The organism is Streptomyces sp. NPDC030991 (assembly GCF_055571235.1).
Genome location: NZ_JBVIFR010000006.1, coordinates 15431 through 35819 on the forward strand (window position 1 = coordinate 15431; position 20389 = coordinate 35819).

Sequence of the window (20389 nt, forward strand, 5' to 3'; positions counted from 1 at the left end):
GGGGCCCGGGATGAGGTGGGTCACGCCCCCCGTAAGTCTCCTGTCCTAGCCCACCGTCTGCGCCGGGGCCGGGGCGATGCCCGGGCGGGCCTGCACCGCGTCCGAGCACTCGTAGGCGCGCAGCGGGTCGTCGCCGGGGCCGCCGAGGGCCACGTGGTCCTCGCCGTCCGTCGTCACCTTGCTGTTCGCGAACGTGCAGACGATCTGGGCCAGGGCGTACGGCGACAGATCGTCCGGCGGGGTGTTCAGGCGCAGCGCGTCCGCGGGGTCGCCGTCGCGCGGGCCCGAGACCTTCGTGCCGGTGCCGACGTCCGTGGTGTAGCCGGCCCGCTTCTCCTCGGCCGTCAGCGGCTTGGCCAGCTGCGCGAGGAGTTCCCCGGCGACGCCGACCCGGTCGGAGGTCCGGTCGCGCGGCACGGTGACGGTCCTGTCGACCGTCACCAGCTGTGACGTACAGACGAGGAACACCTGCACGCCGAACTCACCGGCCTCGCGGGCCTCCACACCGTTCCCGCCCGGGAGGGAACAGCCCACACGCGTGGGCGCCGCACCGAAGTCGGTGGGCACCTCCGTGGAACGGATCCCGCACCCGGACAGCAGCACCGCCGTGAGCCCGAGCAGCCCCCACAGCCGTCCATGACGTCTCAACTGACGGCACCGCCTTCCTGGGAGCCCTTGGCGGCGACAGCGCCGGCAGTGCCGTCGGCGGCATCGGCGGCATCTTCTGGGTAGTCGGGGTCACTGTCCGCGGGCTCGGGCAGCGGCGCGGCGTCCACCGGCAGCCGCAGCGTGAATACGGCGCCGCCCTCGGGCGAGTTGGCGGCGGTGATCTCGCCGCCGTGGACATGCGCGTTCTCCAGGGCGATGGACAGCCCGAGACCGCTGCCCTCCGACCGCGGCCGCGAGGCGCTCGCCTTGTAGAACCGGTCGAAGACGTGCGGCAGGACGTCCTCGGGGATGCCGGGCCCGTGGTCGCGTACGGCGATGACGAGCTCACCGCCCTCGTGCGGCTCCGTCGTCACCGAGACGCACACCGGGGAGCCACCGTGCTTGAGGGCGTTGCCGATGAGGTTGGCGAGGATCACGTCGAGGCGGCGCGGGTCGAGGCGGACCAGGTTGCCGCGCTCGGCGTCCAGCTCGACGGCGTCCAGCCAGGCGCGGGCGTCGATGCAGGCGGTGATCTGGTCGGCGATGTCGACGGTGTCGACGACGAGCCGGGCGGTGCCCGCGTCGAAGCGGGTCACCTCCATGAGGTTCTCCACGAGGTCGTTGAGGCGCCGGGTCTCGCTGACGACGAGCCGGACGGCGGGCTCGATCATCGGGTCGACGGACCCGGTCTCCGCGTCCAGCTCCTCCTCCAGCACCTCGGTGACGGCGGTGATCGCGGTCAGCGGCGTACGGAGCTCGTGCGACATGTCGGCGACGAACCGGCGCGAGGCGTCGTCGCGCGAGGTCATGTCGGCGACCTTCTTCTCCAGGTTCTCGGCGGTCTTGTTGAACGTCCTGGACAGCTCGGCCAGTTCATCGGTGCCCGAGACGCGCAGCCGGGTGTCGAGCTTGCCCTCGCCGAGCCGGCGCGCGGCCACCCCGAGACGGTGCACCGGCTTCAGCACGGTCGTCGCGGCGGCCTGGGCGAGCAGCGCGGAGCCGATCAGTGCGAGCGCGGTGGCGATCCCGAGCGACCAGGCCAGGGAGCTGAGATCCTTGGCCTCCGGTTCGAGCGACTTGAGCATGTAACCGGTCGGCCCGCCGTCCACCTGCGCGCCGCCTACCAGGTACGGGGTGTCGTCCCGTGTGGTCCGCTGCCAGTACAGGTGGTGCGCGTGCTTGTTGTTCTCGGTGATCCGCTGCTTCTTGTCGACCGCGTTGCGCAGCGAACGCGGCACGTCGGCGACGGTGAAGGCGTCGAGGTCCGAATTGCCCACCACCCGGCGGCCGTTCTCGTCCGTGCCGATGAGCAGCACGCTGAAGTGCTGGCTGCTGTCGGCCATCAGGTCCGCCGCGTGCTGCAACTCGCCCTGCGTGGGGTGCGCGGGCAGCACGGCGGCCCGGTTCTGCATCTCCTGCTGGAAGTCGCTGAGCGCCGAGTCCTGGGTCCGCGTCAGCACGGCCTCGCGGTTGAGCCAGTACGCGATCCCGGACGCGGACACCGCGGCCGTCAGGGCGACCAGCGCGAAGACCACGACGAGCCGCAGCCGCAGGCTGGTGAAGCGCAGGCCGGCCGGTATCGCCCTCTTCGCCGCGGCCCAGCCGCGGTGCTTGTCGTGCGGCTCGGTCACTGAGGGGAGTCCAGCCGGTAGCCCACGCCGCGCACGGTACGGATCAGCGTCGGCGACGACGGCACGTCCTCGACCTTCGCGCGCAGCCGCTGCACGCAGGCGTCCACGAGCCGCGAGTCGCCCAGGTAGTCGTGCTCCCACACCAGGCGCAGCAACTGCTGCCGGGAGAGCGCCTGTCCGGGCCGCCGGCTCAGCTCCAGGAGCAGCCGCAGCTCGGTCGGGGTCAGCTGGAGGTCCTCGCCGTTCTTGGTGACGGTCATCGCGGCACGGTCGATGACCAGGGAACCGAACGACGCCGCGTCGTTGGCCTCGCGCTCACCGCGGCGCAGCACCGCGCGGATACGGGCGTCCAGGACCCGGCCCTGGACGGGTTTGACCACGTAGTCGTCGGCGCCCGACTCCAGGCCCACGACCACGTCGATGTCGTCGCTGCGCGCGGTGAGCAGGATGATCGGCAACTGGTCCGTGCGCCGGATGCGCCGGCACACCTCGAACCCGTCGATGCCGGGCAGCATCACATCGAGGACGATCAGATCCGGCCGCTGCTCGCGCAACAGCTTCAGACCGTCCTCGCCGGTGGCAGCGGTGGCCACCCGATGACCCTGGCGGGTAAGAGACAGCTCCAGGGCCGTGCGGATGGCGTCGTCGTCCTCGATCAGCAACAGGGAAGGCACGAGCGCCATTCTGGCCCATCGGAGGGCTTTAGTTCGACCGCGCGAGCGGTCCCACACCTGACCCGCACAGCCGGAGCCGCTGTGACAGGGCTGTGACAGTCGACGGACACCGTCATGAAGTCGCCCCGGCAAGCTTTTGGTCATCGCGGAGAACGACCGCGATGACGCAGGGAACGAATGACGGAAGTACCGGACTCCACGACGGGGGGCGCGAGATGAACACGCTGCACAGCACCACATCAAACGCAGTGATCACGCGTCTGCACGACCTGGGCCGTACCGAGCGTCACGAGAAGTCCGGTGCCGTGAGCGGGCGGGGGTGCGCTCGCGGCACCGGGCGTCAGCACACCGTGTACATGACGGTGGTTGACGCACACGAGGCGGTGACCGAGGGGGTCGCTCACGGGGGAGCCGCGTACAGGGAGGGATCGGGGGAGCAGCGGGTGTCCCTGTCGGAGGCCGAGTTCACGGCCTACGTCCAGGAGCGCCGCGCCTCCCTGTACGCCACCGCCTACCACCTGACCGGTGACCGGTTCGAGGCCGAGGACCTGCTGCAGAGCGCGCTGTTCTCGACGTACCGGGCCTGGGACCGGATCAGCGACAAGGCCGCGGTCGGGGGCTACCTCCGCCGCACCATGACCAACCTGCACATCAGCGCGTGGCGCCGCCGCAAGCTGAACGAGTACCCGACCGAGGAGCTGCCGGAGACGGTGGGCGACACGGACGCGATGCGCGGCACGGAGCTGCGCGCGGTGCTGTGGCAGGCGCTGGCCCGCCTTCCCGAACTGCAGCGCACGATGCTCGTGCTCCGCTACTACGAGGGCCGTACCGACCCCGAGATCGCGGAGATCCTCGACATCAGCGTCGGCACGGTGAAGTCGAGCATCTGGCGGTCGCTGCGGCGGCTGCGGGATGACGAGGTCCTGAGCTTCGGCCGGGACCAGGAGGAGTGCTTCGGGGAGCTCGTCGCCTGAGGCACCTCCACGGGGGAGGAAGACGGCAGTCCTGCTCGGGGGAGCGGGGCTGTCATGGGGGGAGCGGTATCCGGGGGGATCACGGGGGATCGCCACGGGGGAAAGAGCGGGACCAGGAGGCCGGGGGGGCTTCCTGGTCCCGTTCGTGTGTGCGGGCCCCGCGCCCTACGAGGTGGCCCGCGCCTTCACGCAACGGCCCGCAGCTGCCGCCGCCAGGCGGCCCAGGGCCTCTTCCTTGGCGCAGGCGTGCGCGCCGAGTGCCACGTGGCGGGCCACGATCGAGCGCTCCTCGCGCATCAGCCGCCAGCCCCGGCGCAGCAGGAACGGGACCGACTTGCGGCCCTCCCGCAGGTCGCGAAGGAGTCGGCGGCGGAACGTCGTCGAGGGCCGGCCCCGCAGGCAGAGCGCGTCGGCCAGGACACCGAGCTCCCGGCAGCGCTCCACGATGTCCGCCGCGAAGATGCCCTCCGCGATGAACAGGGGCGTGCGCTCGATGTCGAGCGCCGCTTCGCCCACCCGTGCGCTGGTGGCGATGGAGTAGACGGGAACGTTCGTACGCCCCTTCTCGCACAGGTCGACGATCGCGGCGAGCGCCGCCTCCGTGTCCCAGGAGGCCGTCGAGTCCCAGTCGATGTCCGAAGTGCCGGGTACCAGCGGCAGCGTCGGGTCGTCACACTCCTTGTAGAAATCGTCGAGGCACAGCACGGGAAGCCCGGAGCGGGCGGCGAACGACGACTTTCCGGAGCCGGAGGGCCCTGACAGCAGGACGACCCGGGTCGGTATCGGGGGATGCGAACTCACGAGAGACCAGTGTGCGGCATGGACGCGCCCGCGCCGAGCCCGCGTGGTGGCGATGTGGTACGCACCACGTCAACTACGCTTTGTGGTTCTGTTGTTACCCGACGTCGTGTTGTCATCCGAACCGAAAGGCCCAGGCGTAAAGATCATGGCTCTCCACGCAGCCCGCAAGAACCCGATGCTGACCTCCGGCGCCCGCCGCGCCCTGCTGTGCGCGGGCCTGACCGTGACCGCCGCCGGTGCGGCCGTCGCCGCGGGGGCCGTGACCGCGAGCGCCGCCCCGGCCGAAAGCGGCGACGCGGGCGCCCCGGTCCAGGTCCTCGCGCAGGCGCTCAACTCGGCGACCACGCACGGGCTCGGCCCCGTCAAGGACCTGCCCCTCAACCCGCTGGCCGGCACCGGCTCCGACCCGCTGGACAACGTGGTGGGCACCCAGATCGCGGACTTCAAGCCGGTCAGCACGGCGCCGCTCACCGCCCCGCTGGCGACCGGCGACTCGCTGGCCGAGCTGCCGGTCGTGGGTGCGGCGACGGGCGTACTGCCCGGCTGACCCGGGGTCAGCCGCCGGACGCGGGCGCAGGTGTGGGCCCGGTGCGCGTCCGCAGCGGCGCCTCGCGCACCGCCCACGCGGCGGCGAACGCCACCGCGCACAGCGCCGCCGTGCCGAGCAGCACCCCGTGCAGCCCGTCGACGACGCTCGACCGGAACACGGCCGGAGCGGCGCCCTCCCGCACCCGCCCGGCGAACACCGAGCCGAGCACCGCCACCCCGAGCGAACCGCCGACCGTCCGCAGCAGCGTCTGGGTGCCGCTCGCCGCCCCGAGGTCCCGTGGCTCCGCGCTGTTCATGGTGATCAGCAGCGCGGGCTGCATCAGGCAGCCGAGGCCGGCGCCGAGGAGCAGGGTCGGCGCGGACGCCGCCCACGCCGCGGTGCCCGTGTCGAGCGGCAGCAGGGCCAGCGCGCCCACGACCGCCAGCGCGCCGCCCGCGATGGGGTAGGGCCGGTAGCGGCCGCCCTCGCCCACCCGGCGGCCGATCAGCAGCTGGGCGGCCATGATGGAGAGCATCAGCGGGAGCAGCAGCAGTCCGCTCTGCGTCGCGGACCTGCCACGGACGAGCTGCATGTACTGCGGCAGATAACTGGCGGCGGCGAGCATGGCGGCCCCCGAGGTGAAGCTCAGCACCTGGGCGACCGTGAAGTTCCGGTCCCGGAACAGGCGCGGCGGGATCACCGGCTCGTCCGCGCGCCGCTCCGCCCGGACGAACGCCGCGAGGGCCGCCGCCGAGAGCAGCGCGAGCCCCAGGATCTGCGGTGACGTCCACGCGTACGTCGTGCCGGCCCAGCTCGCCAGCAGGGTCAGGGCGAGGATCGCCGCGGTGAGCAGCGCGGCGCCGGCGACGTCGATCCGGGCCCGGATCCGTTCGGTACGCACCCGGACGCCGGTCCCGATGACCGCGAGGGCGACGGCGCCGACGGGGAGGTTGACGTAGAAGACCCAGCGCCAGTCGAGCTGGTCGGTGAGGAAGCCGCCGAGCAGCGGGCCGCCGATCATGGCGGCGGGCAGCAGTACGCCGATGAGCGACTGCGCGCGGCCCGCCTCGGCCGGGGTCAGCAGTGTCCCGATGAGCGCGAGCGCGCCCACGAACAGGCCGCCCGCGCCGATCCCCTGCAAGGCGCGGAAGGCGATCAGCTGCCCCATGTCCTGCGCGAGTCCGCACAGCGCGGAGCCGAGGAGGAAGAGGGTGATGGAGGAGAGGTAGCCGCCCTTGCGGCCGTAGAGGTCGCCGAGCTTGCCCCACAGGGGCGTGGAGACGGCGGCGGCCAGCAGGTACGCCGTCACCACCCAGGACAGGTGTGTCAGGCCGCCCAGGTCGCCGACGATGATCGGCAGGGCCGTGCCGACGATGGTGCCGTCGAGCGTGGCGAGCACGATGCCCAGCAGCAGACCGGTGATGACCAGCCGGGACGGCGGGCTTCCGGCCCGTGACTCCACGGGCGGCGTGGTCCGTTCCGTACGTGTACGCATGGCTCCCCCTTCGGGCGCGGTCCGTGGGTGACCGGCCGTCAGGCCGGGTACGGGCGGGCCGCCTTGGCATCCCGGAGGGCGTGGCCCCACCAGGTGAGCTGGTCGAGCATCGCCTTCGCGGCCGTGTCCACCGCCGGGTCGTCGACGCGGCCGTCCGCCGCGAACGCGCCGTAGGCGTTGTGGAAGCTGACCGTGTTGCGGATGGTGGTGGCGTTCAGCTCGGCCATGACGACGCGGAGCTGCTCGACCGCGCGCAGCCCGCCGGACAGGCCGCCGTACGACACGAACGCGATCGGCTTGCCGTGCCACTGCTCGTTGTGCCAGTCGATCGCGTTCTTCAGGGCCGCGGGGAAGCTGTGGTTGTACTCGGGCGTGACGAAGACGAACGCGTCGGCGGCGGCGAGGCGCGGCGAGACGAGGGCGAGCGCCTCCGTGGTGCCCGCCGGGGCGTCCTGGCCGAAGGCGGGCAGCACGGTGGGCAGCGGCGTCTCGGTGAGGTCGACGACGTCGGCGCGCAGGTCCTCGCGCTGTCCGAGGTGGCCGGTGAGCCACTTGACGACCACGGGCGCGAAGCGGCCCTCACGGGTGGAGCCGACGAGGACGGCGACGCGGAGCGGAGTGCTGCCGGACATGGTGGACCCCCTGTTTGTGTACGGCGTATCGTTACGCGTACAACGTACACAGCAATGTGTACGGCGTCTACTGGGGATACGCTGTACGCGGCATCGAGCGAGAGGGGTCGGCCGTGGTGGCACGGAAGGAAGCGGACGGGCGTGACGGCGAGAGCGGGAGCGGGCTGGTCGAGCCCTCGCTCTGGGAGCGCCTGGAGCGGCCCGCGCCCACCCGGCGCACCTCGCTGACGCTGGAGGCGATCGCCGCGGCGGCCGTCGAACTGGCCGACGAGGAGGGCGGGGCCGCCGTCACCATGCGCCGCCTCGCCACCAAACTCGGCGTCGCACCCATGGCCGCGTACCGCCACGTCTCGGGCAAGGAGGACCTGTGGGCGCTCATGTTCGACCGGATCTCGGCCGAGCTCTCCGTGCCCGACGACGTGACCGACTGGCGCCCCGTGCTGCGCTCGCTCGCCCTGCAGACGCGGGAGCTGATGCTCCGGCACCCCTGGCTCGGGCACGCGCCGCTGCCGCTGATCCAGCTCACCCCGGCCCGGATGGCCCTGGCGGAACGGCAGTTGACGGCGTTGGACGGGCGCGGCCTGGACGCCGACTCGATGATGGCCGCGTTCCGCGCGGTCAACGCGTTCGTGCACGGCTCGACGCAGGCCGAGAACGCGCTGCGCCAGTACAAGGAGGAGCACGGCTGGCGGAGCGGTGACGAGACCCGGCAGGCGCTCGCCCCGCAGATGAACTACCTGATGGGCACCGGCCGTTACCCCACCTACGCCAAGTACGGCCTGGCCGCGACGCGCAAGGACGACCCCGCCTGGGAGTTCGAGTTCGGCCTGGACTGTGTCCTCGACGGCATCGCCCGGCGCCTCGGGATCTGAGCCCCGAACGCGGGAGGCCCCGGCGCCACCTCTCGAAAGGTGATGCCGGGGCCTCTGTCCGCGTACGGGTCGCGCGGGGCTAGTACGAGGAGCCGGACGCGCCCAGCGAACCCGTGGGGTGCCAGACGGTCTTGGTCTCCAGGAACCGCGTCAGACGCTCCGTGCCCGGGTCCGCGGAGAAGTCCTCCACAGGCTGGGGACGGCGCACCCGCTTCAGATTGTCCGCGGCCGCGACCTCCAGCTCCTTGGCGAGGGCCGGGTCGGCGCCGGTGAGGTCGATGCCGTTCACGTCCTGGTGCGCGGCGAGCGCCGGGGCGATCTCCGACGCCTTGCCGGAGAGGAGGTTCACCACGCCGCCGGGCACGTCGGAGGTGGCCAGCACCTCGCCGAGGGAGAGCGCCGGGAGCGGGGCCCGCTCGGCGGCGATGACCACCGCGGTGTTGCCGGTCGCGATGACCGGCGCGAGTACCGAGACGAGCCCGAGGAACGAGGACTCCTGCGGCGCGACGACCACCACGACACCGGTCGGCTCCGGCGTCGAGAGGTTGAAGAACGGCCCGGCCACCGGGTTGGCGCCGCCGACGACCTGGGAGATCTTGTCGGTCCAGCCCGCGTACCAGACCCAGCGGTCGATGGCCTGGTCGACCACGGCCGCCGCCTTCGACCGGGAGAGCCCCTCGGCCTCGGCGACCTCGCGCACGAACTGCTCGCGGCGGCCCTCCAGCATCTCGGCGACGCGGTAGAGGACCTGCCCGCGGTTGTACGCGGTCGCGCCCGACCAGCCGCCGAACGCCTTGCGGGCGGCGACCACGGCGTCGCGGCCGTCCTTGCGGGACGAGAGCGGCGCGTTCGCCAGCCACTTGCCGCTCTTGGAGTCGGTCACTTCGTACACCCGGCCGCTCTCGGAACGCGGGAACTTCCCGCCCACGTACAGCTTGTAGGTCTTGAGGACGGACAGTCGCGTCGACTCGGACTTGTCAGACATCGAGGTAAGCCTCCAGGCCGTGACGGCCGCCTTCGCGGCCGAAGCCCGACTCCTTGTAACCGCCGAACGGCGAGGTCGGATCGAACTTGTTGAACGTGTTGGCCCAGACGACCCCGGCCCGCAGCTTGCCCGCCACGGCCAGGATCCGCGAACCCTTCTCGGTCCAGATGCCCGCCGAGAGGCCGTACTGCGTGTTGTTGGCCTTGGCGACGGCCTCCTCCGGCGTACGGAAGGAGAGCACCGACAGGACCGGGCCGAAGATCTCGTCCCGGGCGACGGTGTGCGCCTGCGTGACGTTGGTGAAGAGCGTCGGCGCGAACCAGTAACCGGCGGAGGGCAGTTCGCACGGGGCCGACCAGCGCTCGGCGCCCTCGGCCTCGCCGGTCTCGGCGAGCGTGGTGATCCGGGCCAGCTGCTCGGCGGAGTTGATCGCGCCGATGTCGGTGTTCTTGTCGAGCGGGTCGCCGAGCCGCAGCGTCGACAGGCGCCGCTTCAGGCGGTCGAGCAGCTCGTCCTGGATCGACTCCTGCACCAGCAGGCGCGAACCCGCGCAGCAGACCTGGCCCTGGTTGAAGAAGATGCCGGTGACGATGCCCTCGACGGCCTGGTCGATCGGGGCGTCGTCGAAGACGATGTTGGCGCCCTTGCCGCCGAGTTCGAGCGTGACCTTCTTGTCCGTACCGGCGACGGTGCGGGCGATCTGCTTGCCGACGGCCGTGGAGCCGGTGAAGGCCACCTTGTTCACGTCGGGGTGCGCGACCAGCGCCGCGCCCGCGTCGCCGTACCCGGGAAGGATGTTGACGACGCCCCTGGGCAGGCCGGCCTGGCGGCAGATGTCCGCGAAGAACAGGGCGGACAGCGGGGTCGTCTCTGCGGGCTTGAGGACGACCGTGTTGCCGGTGGCGAGCGCCGGGGCGATCTTCCAGGCGAGCATCAGCAGCGGGAAGTTCCACGGGATGACCTGGCCCGCGACGCCGAGCGCCTTCGGGGCTTGGCCGTAGCCCGCGTGGTCGAGCTTGTCCGCCCAGCCCGCGTAGTAGAAGAAGTGCGCGGCGACCAGGGGGAGGTCGGCGTCCCTCGTCTCCTTGATGGGCTTGCCGTTGTCCAGCGTCTCCAGGACGGCCAGCTCGCGGGAGCGCTCCTGGATGATGCGGGCGATGCGGAAGAGGTACTTGCCGCGCTCGGCGCCGGGCAGCGCCGACCACGTGCCGAACGCCTTCCGCGCGGCCCGCACGGCCCGCTCCACGTCGGCCTCGCCGGCCTGGGCGACCTCGGAGAGGACCTCTTCGGTGGAGGGGGAGACGGTCTTGAAGACCTTGCCGTCGGCGGCCTCGGTGAACTCGCCGTCGATGAAAAGACCGTAGGAGGGGGCGATGTCGACGACCGAGCGGGACTCGGGCGCGGGTGCGTACTCGAATACAGATGCCATGGGTGATCAGTCCACCGTCACGTAGTCGGGACCGGAGTAGCGGCCTGTCGCCAGCTTCTGGCGCTGCATCAGCAGATCGCTCAGCAGGCTGGAGGCGCCGAACCGGAACCAGTGGTTGTCGAGCCAGTCCTCGCCCACGGTCTCGTTCACGATCACGAGGAACTTGACGGCGTCCTTGGAGGTGCGGATGCCGCCGGCGGGCTTCACGCCGATCTGGACGCCGGTGGCCTCGCGGAAGTCGCGCACCGCCTCCAGCATCAGCAGCGTGTTGGCGGGGGTGGCGTTGACCCCCACCTTGCCGGTCGAGGTCTTGATGAAGTCGGCGCCGGCCAGCATGCCGATCCAGCTCGCGCGCCGGATGTTGTCGTACGTCGACAGCTCGCCGGTCTCGAAGATGACCTTCAGCCGGGCCGCCCCCGCGGCCTCCTTCACGGCGAGGATCTCCTCGTAGACCTTCATGTACTTGCCCGCGAGGAAGGCGCCGCGGTCGATGACCATGTCGATCTCGTCGGCGCCCGCGGCGACGGCCTCGCGGACGTCGCCGAGCTTGACGTCGAGGGCGGCGCGGCCGGCCGGGAAGGCGGTGGCGACCGACGCGACCTTGACGTCCGTGCCCGCGACGGCCTCCTTGGCGACGGCCACGCGGTCCGGGTAGACGCAGACCGCGGCGGTGCGCGGGGCGGTCCTGTCGGTCGGGTCGGGGTTGACGGCCTTGGCGCCGAGCGCCCGGACCTTGCCCGGGGTGTCGGCGCCTTCCAGGGTCGTCAGATCGATCATCGAGATGGCCAGGTCGATGGCGTACGCCTTCGCCGTGGTCTTGATGGAACGGGTCCCGAGCGCGGCGGCGCGGCCCTCCAGGCCCACCGCGTCGACACCAGGCAGTCCCTGGAGGAATCGGCGCAGAGTGGCCTCGGAAGCGACAGCGTCGGACAACGCGTGTTCTCCGGCGGGTGCGGGTGCAGTGGGCATGGTCACGAGGGGAGCATATCTACGCGCGTAGCGGATGTATAGGTGCGCGGGGTCGGTCCTGGGTCCGGGCACGGCCCCCTCGGAGGTGTCGCCCGGCGACGGGGCTGGGCCCCGGGGCTCTGCCCCGGACCCCGCTCCTCAATCGCCGGAGGGGCTTGGAAGGGGTGCCAGGGGCCGGCGGGGCTTGTAAGGGGAAGGGGCGGGGGAGGTTTTTGGGGCGTCAGGCAGAATCAGGGTATGAGCAGCCGCCCCGTCACCAACCCGGACCGTATCTACCGGTCGCCCGCCGCCATCGCGGGCGGCGTCGTGCTGCTCGCCCTCGGCGTCTGGCTCGGTGCCGACGCCGTGTTCGGCGGGGAGGGCCGCACGCCGTGGCTGGCGCTCGCCGGGCTGCTGTTCGCCGTGCCCCTCGTCGTCGCCTTCACGATCCGCCCCGCCGTCTTCGGCAACGAGGACCGGCTGCGCGTGCGCAACCCGTTCCGCTGCGTCACTCTGCCCTGGGCCACCGTCGCGAACTTCCGCTCCGGCTACTCCAACGAGGTGTTCGACGAGGCGGGGACCAAGTACCAGCTCTGGTCGATCCCCGTCTCGCTGCGCGCCCGCCGCAAGGCCCAGCACCGCCCCGCGCGGCCCCGGACGGCCGGTCGCGGCGCGCAGCAGGCCGTGGAGCCGGCCCCGGCCACCGAGCGCCGCGCCGCCGCCGACAAGTCCATGGACGAGCTGCGCGAGCTGTGGCAGTCCCGCGCGCAGGCGGCCACGTCGCAGGGCGAGCCTTCGGTCCGCTGGGCCTACGAGATCATCGCCCCGGCCGTGGCCGGAGCCGTGCTGCTCGTCATCCTCGTCGCGCTCGGCTGAGCCGCCGCCTCACGGCGCGCTGGGCCAGACCAGGAGCATGTACCCGCCGCAGTACGCCGCGCCCAGCACCGCCCCCGCCACCCCGAGCGCCAGGAACCGCCGGGACGCCCGTGCCAGCGCCAGGGCCACCGGGAGCAGCAGCGGGAAGCCGGGCGCCAGGAAGCGGGCCCGGGAGAAGTAGACGCCGCCGCTGCCGAGCACGATCACGAGCAGCACCCCGGTGAGGATCAGCAGGGGCAGCGGCTGGCGGTCCCAGAGCGAGAACGCGTAGAGGACGACGGACGCGAGGAGTGTCACCGTCACCATCACCAGGAAGAGCTCGGGCGTCGAGTCGTAGGCGAGGAGATCGCGGAAGCGGCGCAGGGTGACGAGGCCGCCGTCGAGCTCGTTGTGCCACAGCCGCTGTACGGCGAAGTAACCGTCCCAGCGCCCGAGGCGCAGCCCGACCCAGCCCACGTACCCGAGCCAGCCCAGCGGGGCGAGCAGTACGCCCGCCAGGGTCCGCCACGAGAAGCGCCGGCGCAGTGCCAGCAGGCCGCACACGCCGACGGCCGCGGCGAGGGCGACACCGGTCGGCCGGGTGAGCCCGGAGAGGGCCGCCAGGGCCCCCGCCCACACCCAGCGGCCGGTCAGCACCGCGTACAGCGACCACGCCACGAACGCGGTGAACAGCGACTCGGTGTAGCCCATCCACTGGACGATGCCGACCGGGTAGCACGCCCACAGGAGGGTGAGCAGGACGCCCACCCGGCGCCCGTGCAGCCGGTCACCGACGGCGAAGATCCCCCACGCGGCGGGGAAGGAGCAGACGACCGCCAGGGCCAGCCCCACGGTCGCCCGCGAGCCGGGTGTCACGACGGCCAGCGCCTTCACCAGGTACGGGTAGAGCGGGAAGAAGGCGAGGTTGTTGGCGTCGTACTTGGTGCCGAGCCGGTGTGCGTAGCCGTGGTCGGCGATGCCCAGGTACCACTGGGAGTCCCAGTCCGCGGCGAGCGCGGGCCAGATGCCGTGCCCCTCCTTGTGGGCCCAGACACCGAAGACGAGCAGCACGAAGGTGCGGACGGCCGCGTACGCGATCAGGGCCGGTGCCGCCCGCCGCAGGGCACGGCCGGCCCGGTCGCGCAGATCCGTCGCGGATCCCGGGGCCGGGCGGGCGGAGCGTGCCTCGAGGAGGAGGGCGGCCTCGGTTGCGGCGGTCGGGGTCACGTCGGCGGCTCCAGCGGGACGGGGGCGGTCTGCGGGGGCAACGTTCCCGTCACCCCCGGCCGCTGTCGCCCCGGGTACCGTCAACTGAACCGCAGGTATCACTCGTTCGAGTGCCCCCGACGGGCCCGGTCACCGGCCTGCGGGGGGTCAGATGCCCGCAGCCGCCGAGAGGTCCCGCTTGACCGCGGCGAGCAGGTCGGCGGCGGTCGCCCGGGCCGCGGGCAGCGCCGCCCGGTCGGCCACCGGCACCACGACCTCCAGGTAGCACTTCAGCTTGGGCTCCGTGCCGGACGGGCGGACGATGACCCGCGCGCCGTCCAGCGTGTAGCGCAGCCCGTCCGTGGGCGGCAGCCCGCCCGCACCGGCGGCGAGGTCCTCGGCCCGGGTCACCGCGAGCCCGGCCAGCGCCGACGGCGGCTGCTCGCGCAGGCGCCGCATGGCGGCCGCGATGACCGAGACGTCCTCGACGCGCACGCTCAGCTGGTCCGTGGCGTGCAGACCGTGGGCCAGGGCCAGGTCGTCCAGCGCGTCCAGGAGCGTACGGCCCTGCTCCTTGAGCTCGCTCGCCAGCTCGGTCACGAGCAGCGCGGCCGTGATGCCGTCCTTGTCGCGCACGCCCTCGGGGTCGACGCAGTAGCCGAGCGCCTCCTCGTAGCCGTAGCGCAGCCCCTCGACGCGGGCGATCCACTTGAAGCCCGTCAGCGTCTCCTCGTACGGCAGGGAGGCCGCCTCGGCGATCCGGCCGAGCAGCGACGACGAGACGATCGACTCGGCGAAGACGCGGGCGTCGCCGCGCACACCGCGCCGCACGAGGTGCGCCGCGAGCAGCGCGCCCACCTCGTCGCCGCGCAGCATCCGCCAGCCGCCCCCGGCGGCGGCGTCGGGCACGGCGACGGCGCAGCGGTCCGCGTCCGGGTCGTTGGCGATGACCAGGTCGGGGGCCTCGGGCAGGGAGCGGGCCGTCGCGAAGGAGAGGTCCATCGCGCCCGGCTCCTCCGGATTCGGGAACGCCACCGTCGGGAAGTCCGGGTCGGGCTCGGCCTGCTCGGGCACGAGCACCGGCTCGGGGAAGCCCGCGCGCGCGAAGGCGGCCAGCAGGGTCTCCTTGCCGACGCCGTGCATCGCCGTGTAGACCGTGCGGGCGGTGCGCGCCGACCCGGCGGCGAGGACGGCGTCCGTGCGCTCCAGGTACGCCTGGAGGACCTCGTCGCCGAGCGTCTGCCAGCCGGACTCCGGGCGCGGGACGTCGTGCAGCGACGCCACCGCGTCGATCTCGGCGGCGATCTCCGCGTCGGCCGGCGGCACGATCTGCGAACCGTCGCCGAGGTAGACCTTGTAGCCGTTGTCCCGCGGCGGGTTGTGGGAGGCCGTGACCTCCACGCCCGCGACCGCGCCCAAGTGCCGTATGGCGAAGGCGAGCACGGGGGTGGGCAGTGGGCGCGGCAGCACCGCGGCCCGCAGACCCGCGCCCGTCATGACCGCCGCCGTGTCGCGCGCGAAGTCCGCCGACTTGTGGCGGGCGTCGTACCCGACGACGACCACGCCGTCGGTCTGCCCCTTGGCCTTCAGATACGCGGCGAGGCCCGCGGCCGCGCGGATGACCACCGCGCGGTTCATCCGCATCGGGCCCGCGCCCAGCTCGCCGCGCAGGCCCGCCGTGCCGAACTGCAGCGTCCCGGCGAACCGCTCGCCGAGCGCCCCCAGGTCGCCGCTGTCGATGAGCTTCGCCAGCTCCTCGCGGGTCTCCCGGTCGGGGTCCTCCGCCAGCCAGGTCTTCGCCCGTTCGAGCAGTTCGCTGCCTTGTACGGTCACGGTTCGCTTCCTTCAGACGTCAGACGTACGGGGGTGGGACGTGCGCGGACGGGGCTCAGATCTTGGCGAGGACCTTGGTCAGCAGCTCGCCCATGCGGGCGGCGGAGTCGCGGCCCGCCTGGAGGACCTCCGCGTGGTTGAGCGGCTCGCCGGACAGACCCGCGGCCAGGTTGGTGACCAGGGAGATACCGAGCACCTCGACACCCGCCTCACGGGCCGCGATGGCCTCCAGGACGGTGGACATGCCGACGAGGTCGGCGCCGAGGATGCCGGCCATCCGGACCTCGGCCGGGGTCTCGTAGTGCGGGCCGGGGAACTGGGCGTAGACGCCCTCTTCCAGCGTCGGGTCGATCTCCTGGCACAGCGCGCGCAGCCGCGGCGAGTACAGGTCGGTCAGATCCACGAAGTTGGCGCCGACGATCGGTGACGTGGCCGTCAGATTGAGGTGGTCGGAGATGAGGACCGGCTGGCCGGGGCGCATGCCCTGGCGCAGGCCGCCGCAACCGTTGGTCAGCACGATGGTCTTGCAGCCCGCGGCGGCGGCGGTGCGCACGCCGTGCGCGACGGACGCGACCCCGTGGCCCTCGTAGAAGTGGGTGCGGCCCAGGTAGACCAGGGCGCGCTTCTCGCCGATCCGGTACGAGCGGACCTTGCCACCGTGACCCGCCACGGCGGCGCCGGTGAACCCGGGCAGCGCGGTGAAGGGGAACTCGGCGGCGGGCGCGCCCAGCGCCTCGGCGGCCGGCGCCCAGCCCGAGCCCATCACGAGGGCGACGTCGTGGGTCTCGGCGCCGGTGAGCTCGCGCAGGCGCGAGGCGGCGGCGTCGGCGGCGACCATGGGGTCCACCGGGCCGGCGCCCTGGAGGTTGTCCGGAGTAACAGATGCGTTCACGCGCTTGAGGGTAGCCGCTCAAGTCCTACGCGCGTAGATGCCGGGCCTCACGGTATTGCGATCGTTGTCTTGTCGTTTCCGACGAAAACCGGCCCGGGCCGGGAAGGCCCTAACAGGGCCGCTTGCGCATCTCCATCACGTAGTCGTGCGGGGCGCCCGCCGACTCCGCCGCGTCCGCGATCTCGCCCAGGTAGCGGGCGGAGGGGAGGCCGCCCTCGTATCCGTTGAGCACGTACAGCCAGGCGGGCTCCTTGCCCTCCAGGGTGTCCACGCGCACGCGCATCCGGCGGTAGATGTCGAGCCCGACACCCTCCCAGCGGTCCATGGACTCCTCGTCCATCGGGGCGATGTCGTACAGCGCGACGAAGACCTGTGAGCGGGGCGCCTCCACGATCGTGGCCAGCGCGCCCTCCCAGCCCATGTGTTCGCCCCCGAACGTCAGCCGCCAGCCCTGGAGCCACCCGGTGGCGCGCAGCGGCGAGTGGGGGGCGCGGCGCGTCATGAGCCGCGGGTCGAGATTGCCGGCGTACGCGGCGTAGAGCGACATGGGTCCGAGGGTACGGCAGTTGTCCCCTGTGCTCGGAGCGAAGTGCCCGCCGGGCCCCGGCGGTGCACCCCCCGGCCGGGCGTCCCCCATGGCGGTGCGGGACAATGGGGTACGTGACTCGGATCGTGATCATCGGTGGCGGACCTGGCGGATACGAAGCGGCCCTGGTGGCCGCCTCGCTCGGCGCGGAGGTGACCGTCGTCGACTGCGACGGTCTGGGCGGTGCGTCGGTGCTGACCGACTGCGTGCCGTCGAAGACCCTGATCGCCACGGCCGAGGTGATGACGACCTTCGACTCCTCGTACGAGGAGCTGGGGATCATCGTCGAGGACGACACCCCGGACCCGGACAGCCCGGCCCGCGTCGTCGGCGTCGACCTCGGCAAGGTCAACCGGCGCGTCAAGCGGCTCGCGCTGGCCCAGTCCCACGACATCACCGCTTCTGTCACGCGTGCGGGCGCGCGCGTGCTGCGCGGCCGTGGCCGCCTCGACGGCCAGCAGGACCTGGACGGCTCCCGCAAGGTGATCGTGACGGCCGCCGACGGCACCGAGGAGACCCTCACCGCCGACGCCGTGCTCATCGCCACCGGCGGCCACCCGCGCGAGGTGCCCGACGCGCAGCCGGACGGGGAGCGCATCCTCAACTGGACGCAGGTCTACGACCTGGAGGAGCTTCCCGAGGAGCTCATCGTGGTCGGTTCCGGTGTCACCGGCGCCGAGTTCGCCGGCGCCTACCAGGCGCTCGGCTCCCGCGTCACGCTCGTCTCCTCCCGCGACCGCGTGCTGCCGGGCGAGGACCCGGACGCCGCCGCCGTCCTGGAGGACGTGTTCCGGCGCCGCGGCATGAACGTGATGGCGCGCTCCCGCGCCGCCTCCGCCAAGCGCGTCGGCGACCGCGTCGAGGTCACCCTGGCCGACGGCCGGACCATCTCCGGCACGCACTGTCTGATGGCGGTCGGCGCCATCCCGAACAGCAGCGGCATGGGCCTGGAGGACGCCGGGGTCAAGCTGAAGGAGTCGGGCCACATCTGGACCGACAAGGTCTCGCGCACGACCGCTCCCGGTGTGTACGCGGCCGGGGACGTGACCGGCATCTTCGCCCTCGCGTCGGTCGCCGCCATGCAGGGCCGCATCGCCATGTACCACTTCCTCGGCGACGCGGTGACGCCGCTGAACCTCAAGACGGTCTCCTCGAACGTCTTCACCGACCCGGAGATCGCGACGGTCGGCTACTCGCAGGCCGACGTCGATGCGGGCAAGATCGACGCCCGCGCCGTGAAGCTGCCGCTGCTGCGCAACCCGCGCGCGAAGATGCAGGGCATCCGGGACGGCTTCGTCAAGATCTTCTGCCGTCCGGGGACGGGGATCGTGGTGGGCGGGGTCGTCGTGGCGCCGCGCGCCTCGGAACTGATCCATCCCATCTCGATCGCGGTCGACAACAATCTGACCGTCGAACAGATCGCGAACGCGTTCACCGTGTACCCGTCTCTTTCGGGCTCGATCGCCGAAGTGGCGCGTCAGCTGCACACGCGCAAGGTCGCCGAAGAGGGTTGAGACCGCCCTCGGCGGGGATCAACCGGCCGCAGGTCACGGTGAGTTGCGGCCCATGCGGATGGCATAGGCGGGGCGGATAGGCACCCTTGTCGTGCCTATACCACTCCCAGGGTAGCCGTGCGAACAGAATCTGTAATTCGGCGCAAACTGCTGAAAGCAGACGGTCGTTGGGGTTACTGTCAGTTTCGTGTTCGCTGCAGAACGTCGTCAATTGATCCTCGAAATGGTGCGGGCCAATGGAGCGGTATCGCTCCGGGAGCTCGCCCGCGTCGTCCAGACCTCTGAAGTGACCGTGCGGCGGGACGTGCGCGCACTGGAGGCAGAAGGACTCCTCGACCGCCGACACGGCGGTGCGGTATTGCCGGGCGGATTCACGCGGGAGTCCGGCTTTCCGCAGAAATCACATCTCGCGACCGCAGAGAAGACGGCCATCGCCGATCTCGCCGCGGGCCTCGTCGAAGAAGGCGAAGCCATCGTGGTGGGCGCGGGGACGACCACGCAGGAGCTGGCCCGCCGGCTCGCGCGTGTGCCGGGGCTGACCGTCGTCACCAACTCCCTCCTGGTGGCCCAGGCGCTGGCACATGCCAACCGCGTCGAGGTCGTCATGACCGGTGGCACGCTGCGGGGTTCCAACTACGCACTGGTGGGCAGCGGGGCCGAGCAGTCCCTGCAGGGGCTGAGAGTGTCCCGGGCCTTCCTGAGCGGCAGCGGTCTGACGGCCGAGCGCGGACTCTCCACGTCCAACATGCTCTCGGCGTCGGTGGACCGGGCCCTCGTGCAGGCCGCGGCGGAGGTCGTCGTGCTCGCCGACCACTCCAAGCTCGGTACCGACACGATGTTCCAGACGGTGCCGACGGACGTGATCACGCGGCTGGTGACCGACGAGCCGCCCGCGCACGACGACCGGGCCGCCACGGAGCTCCAGGCGCTCGCCGACCAGGGCGTGCAGATCGCTGTCGCCGGGGCGGGCCCGGCGTCGGCCGGGGGTGGTGATCCCGTCCCGGCGCGGCCATCGCGCCGGGATGTCCCCCTGCCGGGCCAGCGCCGCCAGCAGGTCCCTGGCGGAGGCCATCCGCTGCGGAGCGCGGCCGGGTTGGAAGCGGCTCCGGAGCGTAGCGCCAGGGTGGCGGACCTTCGCCGTCGCTGATACGCGGCCGCTGGTACGACACCGTTCTCCGGACGCGGCCAGGGGCGCGGGGAACTGCGCGCCCAGCCACGAGGGTGCCGCACGCGGCGACGGGCCTACGCTGTGATGCCTCGCAGGGTCAGTCTCAAGAGGCGGTCGGCCAAGTCCGGGTCGGAGGGGGTCTCCTCGGCGGCCAGCGCAATCGCGTTGGTCAGTTGCAGCAGATCCGAGATCGACACGTCCTGCCGCACCGCCCCGGCCCGCTGAGCCCGGGTCAGCAGGGCCTGCCCCGCGTCCCGCATCGGCGAACTGCACCGCGCCAGCGCCGAACTGTCGTCCTGGGACGCCGACATGAGCGCCCGGGAGAGCCCCCGGTACTCACTCGCGTGCGTGATGATCTCGCGCAGCCACGTCACCAGTGCCGAGCAGGGCTGCGGGGCGTCCAGGAGCGCCCGTGAGCGGGCCAGCAGATCGTTCACCGCCTCCTCGAAGACGGCGCTCACCAGTGCGTACCGGTTCGGGAAGTGCCGGTACAGCGTGCCGATGCCGACCCCCGCGCCCCGGGCCACATCCTCCAGGGACGCCCCCGTGCCGTGCTCGGCGAACGCCTTGCGGGCCTGGGTGAGCAGCCGCTCGTAGTTGCGGCGCGCGTCCGCGCGCATGGGGCGGGCGCGCTCGTACTCGGTGCCGGACGTCATCGGGCCTCCCTGGGCGTGCGCGGGGCTTCCAAGGATGCCTGATGGCCCGGCGGGCCCCGCA

The 20389-nt window shown here is 72.2% G+C and carries 20 protein-coding genes; 6 read left to right on the top strand and 14 right to left on the bottom strand.

The window, feature by feature from the left end; translation table 11 throughout:
- Positions 1–45: 45 nt before the first annotated feature.
- The 3 genes from ACZ45E_RS13285 to afsQ1 are packed head-to-tail and all read right to left on the bottom strand — an operon-like array spanning position 46 to position 2953.
- Positions 46–648, bottom strand: coding sequence for a hypothetical protein (locus ACZ45E_RS13285; RefSeq protein ID WP_468220105.1), 603 nt, complete (start codon positions 646–648; stop codon positions 46–48).
- The gene (locus ACZ45E_RS13290; protein WP_468220106.1) at positions 645–2279 is read right to left on the bottom strand and encodes an ATP-binding protein; all 1635 of its coding nucleotides are present in this window, start codon (positions 2277–2279) and stop codon (positions 645–647) included. Before ACZ45E_RS13290 ends, ACZ45E_RS13285 begins: the two co-directional genes overlap by 4 nt.
- A complete protein-coding gene (afsQ1, locus tag ACZ45E_RS13295; protein ID WP_161300939.1) occupies positions 2276–2953 on the bottom strand; it encodes a two-component system response regulator AfsQ1 in 678 nt (225 codons plus the stop codon). Before afsQ1 ends, ACZ45E_RS13290 begins: the two co-directional genes overlap by 4 nt.
- Positions 2954–3168: 215 nt before the next feature.
- On the opposite strand from afsQ1, the gene ACZ45E_RS13300 reads away from it, so the two are divergent.
- Positions 3169–3927: a SigE family RNA polymerase sigma factor gene (locus ACZ45E_RS13300; protein WP_468220108.1), complete on the top strand. Its 759-nt coding sequence runs from the start codon at positions 3169–3171 to the stop codon at positions 3925–3927.
- A gap of 165 nt (positions 3928–4092) precedes the next feature.
- Here the strand turns inward: ACZ45E_RS13300 and ACZ45E_RS13305 are convergent, their stop codons facing one another.
- Positions 4093–4728 (bottom strand): ATP-binding protein, encoded by a 636-nt coding sequence (locus tag ACZ45E_RS13305; protein WP_468220111.1) that lies wholly within the window; start codon positions 4726–4728, stop codon positions 4093–4095.
- Between the two features lie 145 nt (positions 4729–4873).
- Here ACZ45E_RS13305 and ACZ45E_RS13310 point away from each other — a divergent pair, with 145 nt between their 5' ends.
- Positions 4874–5275 (top strand): hypothetical protein, encoded by a 402-nt coding sequence (locus ACZ45E_RS13310; RefSeq protein WP_468220113.1) that lies wholly within the window; start codon positions 4874–4876, stop codon positions 5273–5275.
- A gap of 7 nt (positions 5276–5282) precedes the next feature.
- Here ACZ45E_RS13310 and ACZ45E_RS13315 read toward each other — a convergent pair whose 3' ends face one another.
- Together ACZ45E_RS13315 and ACZ45E_RS13320 are read right to left on the bottom strand one after the other, a co-directional pair.
- A complete protein-coding gene (locus ACZ45E_RS13315; protein ID WP_468220116.1) occupies positions 5283–6752 on the bottom strand; it encodes an MDR family MFS transporter in 1470 nt (489 codons plus the stop codon).
- A gap of 38 nt (positions 6753–6790) precedes the next feature.
- Positions 6791–7384: an NADPH-dependent FMN reductase gene (locus ACZ45E_RS13320; protein WP_468220118.1), complete on the bottom strand. Its 594-nt coding sequence runs from the start codon at positions 7382–7384 to the stop codon at positions 6791–6793.
- 113 nt (positions 7385–7497) lie between these two features.
- Here ACZ45E_RS13320 and ACZ45E_RS13325 point away from each other — a divergent pair, with 113 nt between their 5' ends.
- Positions 7498–8256 carry a TetR/AcrR family transcriptional regulator gene (locus ACZ45E_RS13325; RefSeq protein ID WP_468220120.1) on the top strand — a complete coding sequence of 253 codons (759 nt, stop codon included), beginning with the start codon at positions 7498–7500 and terminating at the stop codon, positions 8254–8256.
- Positions 8257–8335: 79 nt separating this feature from the next.
- Here ACZ45E_RS13325 and ACZ45E_RS13330 read toward each other — a convergent pair whose 3' ends face one another.
- From ACZ45E_RS13330 to deoC, 3 genes are read right to left on the bottom strand one after another with little or no spacing between them, the layout of a single operon-like run.
- Entirely contained in the window at positions 8336–9241 is a 906-nt protein-coding gene (locus ACZ45E_RS13330) for an aldehyde dehydrogenase family protein (RefSeq protein WP_468220123.1), read from the bottom strand.
- Entirely contained in the window at positions 9234–10670 is a 1437-nt protein-coding gene (locus ACZ45E_RS13335; RefSeq protein ID WP_468220125.1) for an aldehyde dehydrogenase family protein, read from the bottom strand. Before ACZ45E_RS13335 ends, ACZ45E_RS13330 begins: the two co-directional genes overlap by 8 nt.
- Positions 10671–10676: 6 nt before the next feature.
- Entirely contained in the window at positions 10677–11639 is a 963-nt protein-coding gene (deoC, locus tag ACZ45E_RS13340; RefSeq protein WP_468220756.1) for a deoxyribose-phosphate aldolase, read from the bottom strand.
- A gap of 237 nt (positions 11640–11876) precedes the next feature.
- On the opposite strand from deoC, the gene ACZ45E_RS13345 reads away from it, so the two are divergent.
- A complete protein-coding gene (locus tag ACZ45E_RS13345) occupies positions 11877–12494 on the top strand; it encodes a PH domain-containing protein (protein WP_468220126.1) in 618 nt (205 codons plus the stop codon).
- A 9-nt stretch (positions 12495–12503) separates the two neighbouring features.
- On the opposite strand, the gene ACZ45E_RS13350 is transcribed toward ACZ45E_RS13345, so the two are convergent.
- From ACZ45E_RS13350 to ACZ45E_RS13365, 4 genes are all read right to left on the bottom strand, one after another.
- The gene (locus tag ACZ45E_RS13350) at positions 12504–13700 is read right to left on the bottom strand and encodes a hypothetical protein (protein WP_468220129.1); all 1197 of its coding nucleotides are present in this window, start codon (positions 13698–13700) and stop codon (positions 12504–12506) included.
- Between the two features lie 147 nt (positions 13701–13847).
- Positions 13848–15512 carry a phospho-sugar mutase gene (locus tag ACZ45E_RS13355; protein ID WP_468220131.1) on the bottom strand — a complete coding sequence of 555 codons (1665 nt, stop codon included), beginning with the start codon at positions 15510–15512 and terminating at the stop codon, positions 13848–13850.
- Between the two features lie 55 nt (positions 15513–15567).
- Positions 15568–16404 (bottom strand): purine-nucleoside phosphorylase, encoded by an 837-nt coding sequence (locus ACZ45E_RS13360; RefSeq protein WP_468220133.1) that lies wholly within the window; start codon positions 16402–16404, stop codon positions 15568–15570.
- Between the two features lie 109 nt (positions 16405–16513).
- Entirely contained in the window at positions 16514–16951 is a 438-nt protein-coding gene (locus tag ACZ45E_RS13365) for a gamma-glutamylcyclotransferase family protein (RefSeq protein ID WP_468220135.1), read from the bottom strand.
- A 104-nt stretch (positions 16952–17055) separates the two neighbouring features.
- On the opposite strand from ACZ45E_RS13365, the gene ACZ45E_RS13370 reads away from it, so the two are divergent.
- The gene (locus ACZ45E_RS13370) at positions 17056–18504 is read left to right on the top strand and encodes an NAD(P)H-quinone dehydrogenase (RefSeq protein WP_468220137.1); all 1449 of its coding nucleotides are present in this window, start codon (positions 17056–17058) and stop codon (positions 18502–18504) included.
- A gap of 187 nt (positions 18505–18691) precedes the next feature.
- Positions 18692–19651 carry a DeoR/GlpR family DNA-binding transcription regulator gene (locus ACZ45E_RS13375; protein WP_468220139.1) on the top strand — a complete coding sequence of 320 codons (960 nt, stop codon included), beginning with the start codon at positions 18692–18694 and terminating at the stop codon, positions 19649–19651.
- A gap of 95 nt (positions 19652–19746) precedes the next feature.
- Here ACZ45E_RS13375 and ACZ45E_RS13380 read toward each other — a convergent pair whose 3' ends face one another.
- Positions 19747–20328: a TetR/AcrR family transcriptional regulator gene (locus ACZ45E_RS13380; protein ID WP_468220141.1), complete on the bottom strand. Its 582-nt coding sequence runs from the start codon at positions 20326–20328 to the stop codon at positions 19747–19749.
- Positions 20329–20389 lie beyond the last annotated feature (61 nt).

What these genes read in the sequence shown, in the direction of transcription:
- ACZ45E_RS13300 (WP_468220108.1), top strand. Translation starts at nt 3,169, where the DNA reads ATGAACACGCTGCACAGCACCACATCAAACGCAGTGATCACGCGTCTG.
- ACZ45E_RS13310 (WP_468220113.1), top strand. Translation starts at nt 4,874, where the DNA reads ATGGCTCTCCACGCAGCCCGCAAGAACCCGATGCTGACCTCCGGCGCC.
- ACZ45E_RS13315 (WP_468220116.1), bottom strand. Translation starts at nt 6,752, where the DNA reads ATGCGTACACGTACGGAACGGACCACGCCGCCCGTGGAGTCACGGGCC.
- ACZ45E_RS13320 (WP_468220118.1), bottom strand. Translation starts at nt 7,384, where the DNA reads ATGTCCGGCAGCACTCCGCTCCGCGTCGCCGTCCTCGTCGGCTCCACC.
- ACZ45E_RS13330 (WP_468220123.1), bottom strand. Translation starts at nt 9,241, where the DNA reads ATGTCTGACAAGTCCGAGTCGACGCGACTGTCCGTCCTCAAGACCTAC.
- ACZ45E_RS13335 (WP_468220125.1), bottom strand. Translation starts at nt 10,670, where the DNA reads ATGGCATCTGTATTCGAGTACGCACCCGCGCCCGAGTCCCGCTCGGTC.
- deoC (WP_468220756.1), bottom strand. Translation starts at nt 11,639, where the DNA reads ATGCCCACTGCACCCGCACCCGCCGGAGAACACGCGTTGTCCGACGCT.
- ACZ45E_RS13345 (WP_468220126.1), top strand. Translation starts at nt 11,877, where the DNA reads ATGAGCAGCCGCCCCGTCACCAACCCGGACCGTATCTACCGGTCGCCC.
- ACZ45E_RS13365 (WP_468220135.1), bottom strand. Translation starts at nt 16,951, where the DNA reads ATGTCGCTCTACGCCGCGTACGCCGGCAATCTCGACCCGCGGCTCATG.
- ACZ45E_RS13370 (WP_468220137.1), top strand. Translation starts at nt 17,056, where the DNA reads ATGGGGTACGTGACTCGGATCGTGATCATCGGTGGCGGACCTGGCGGA.
- ACZ45E_RS13380 (WP_468220141.1), bottom strand. Translation starts at nt 20,328, where the DNA reads ATGACGTCCGGCACCGAGTACGAGCGCGCCCGCCCCATGCGCGCGGAC.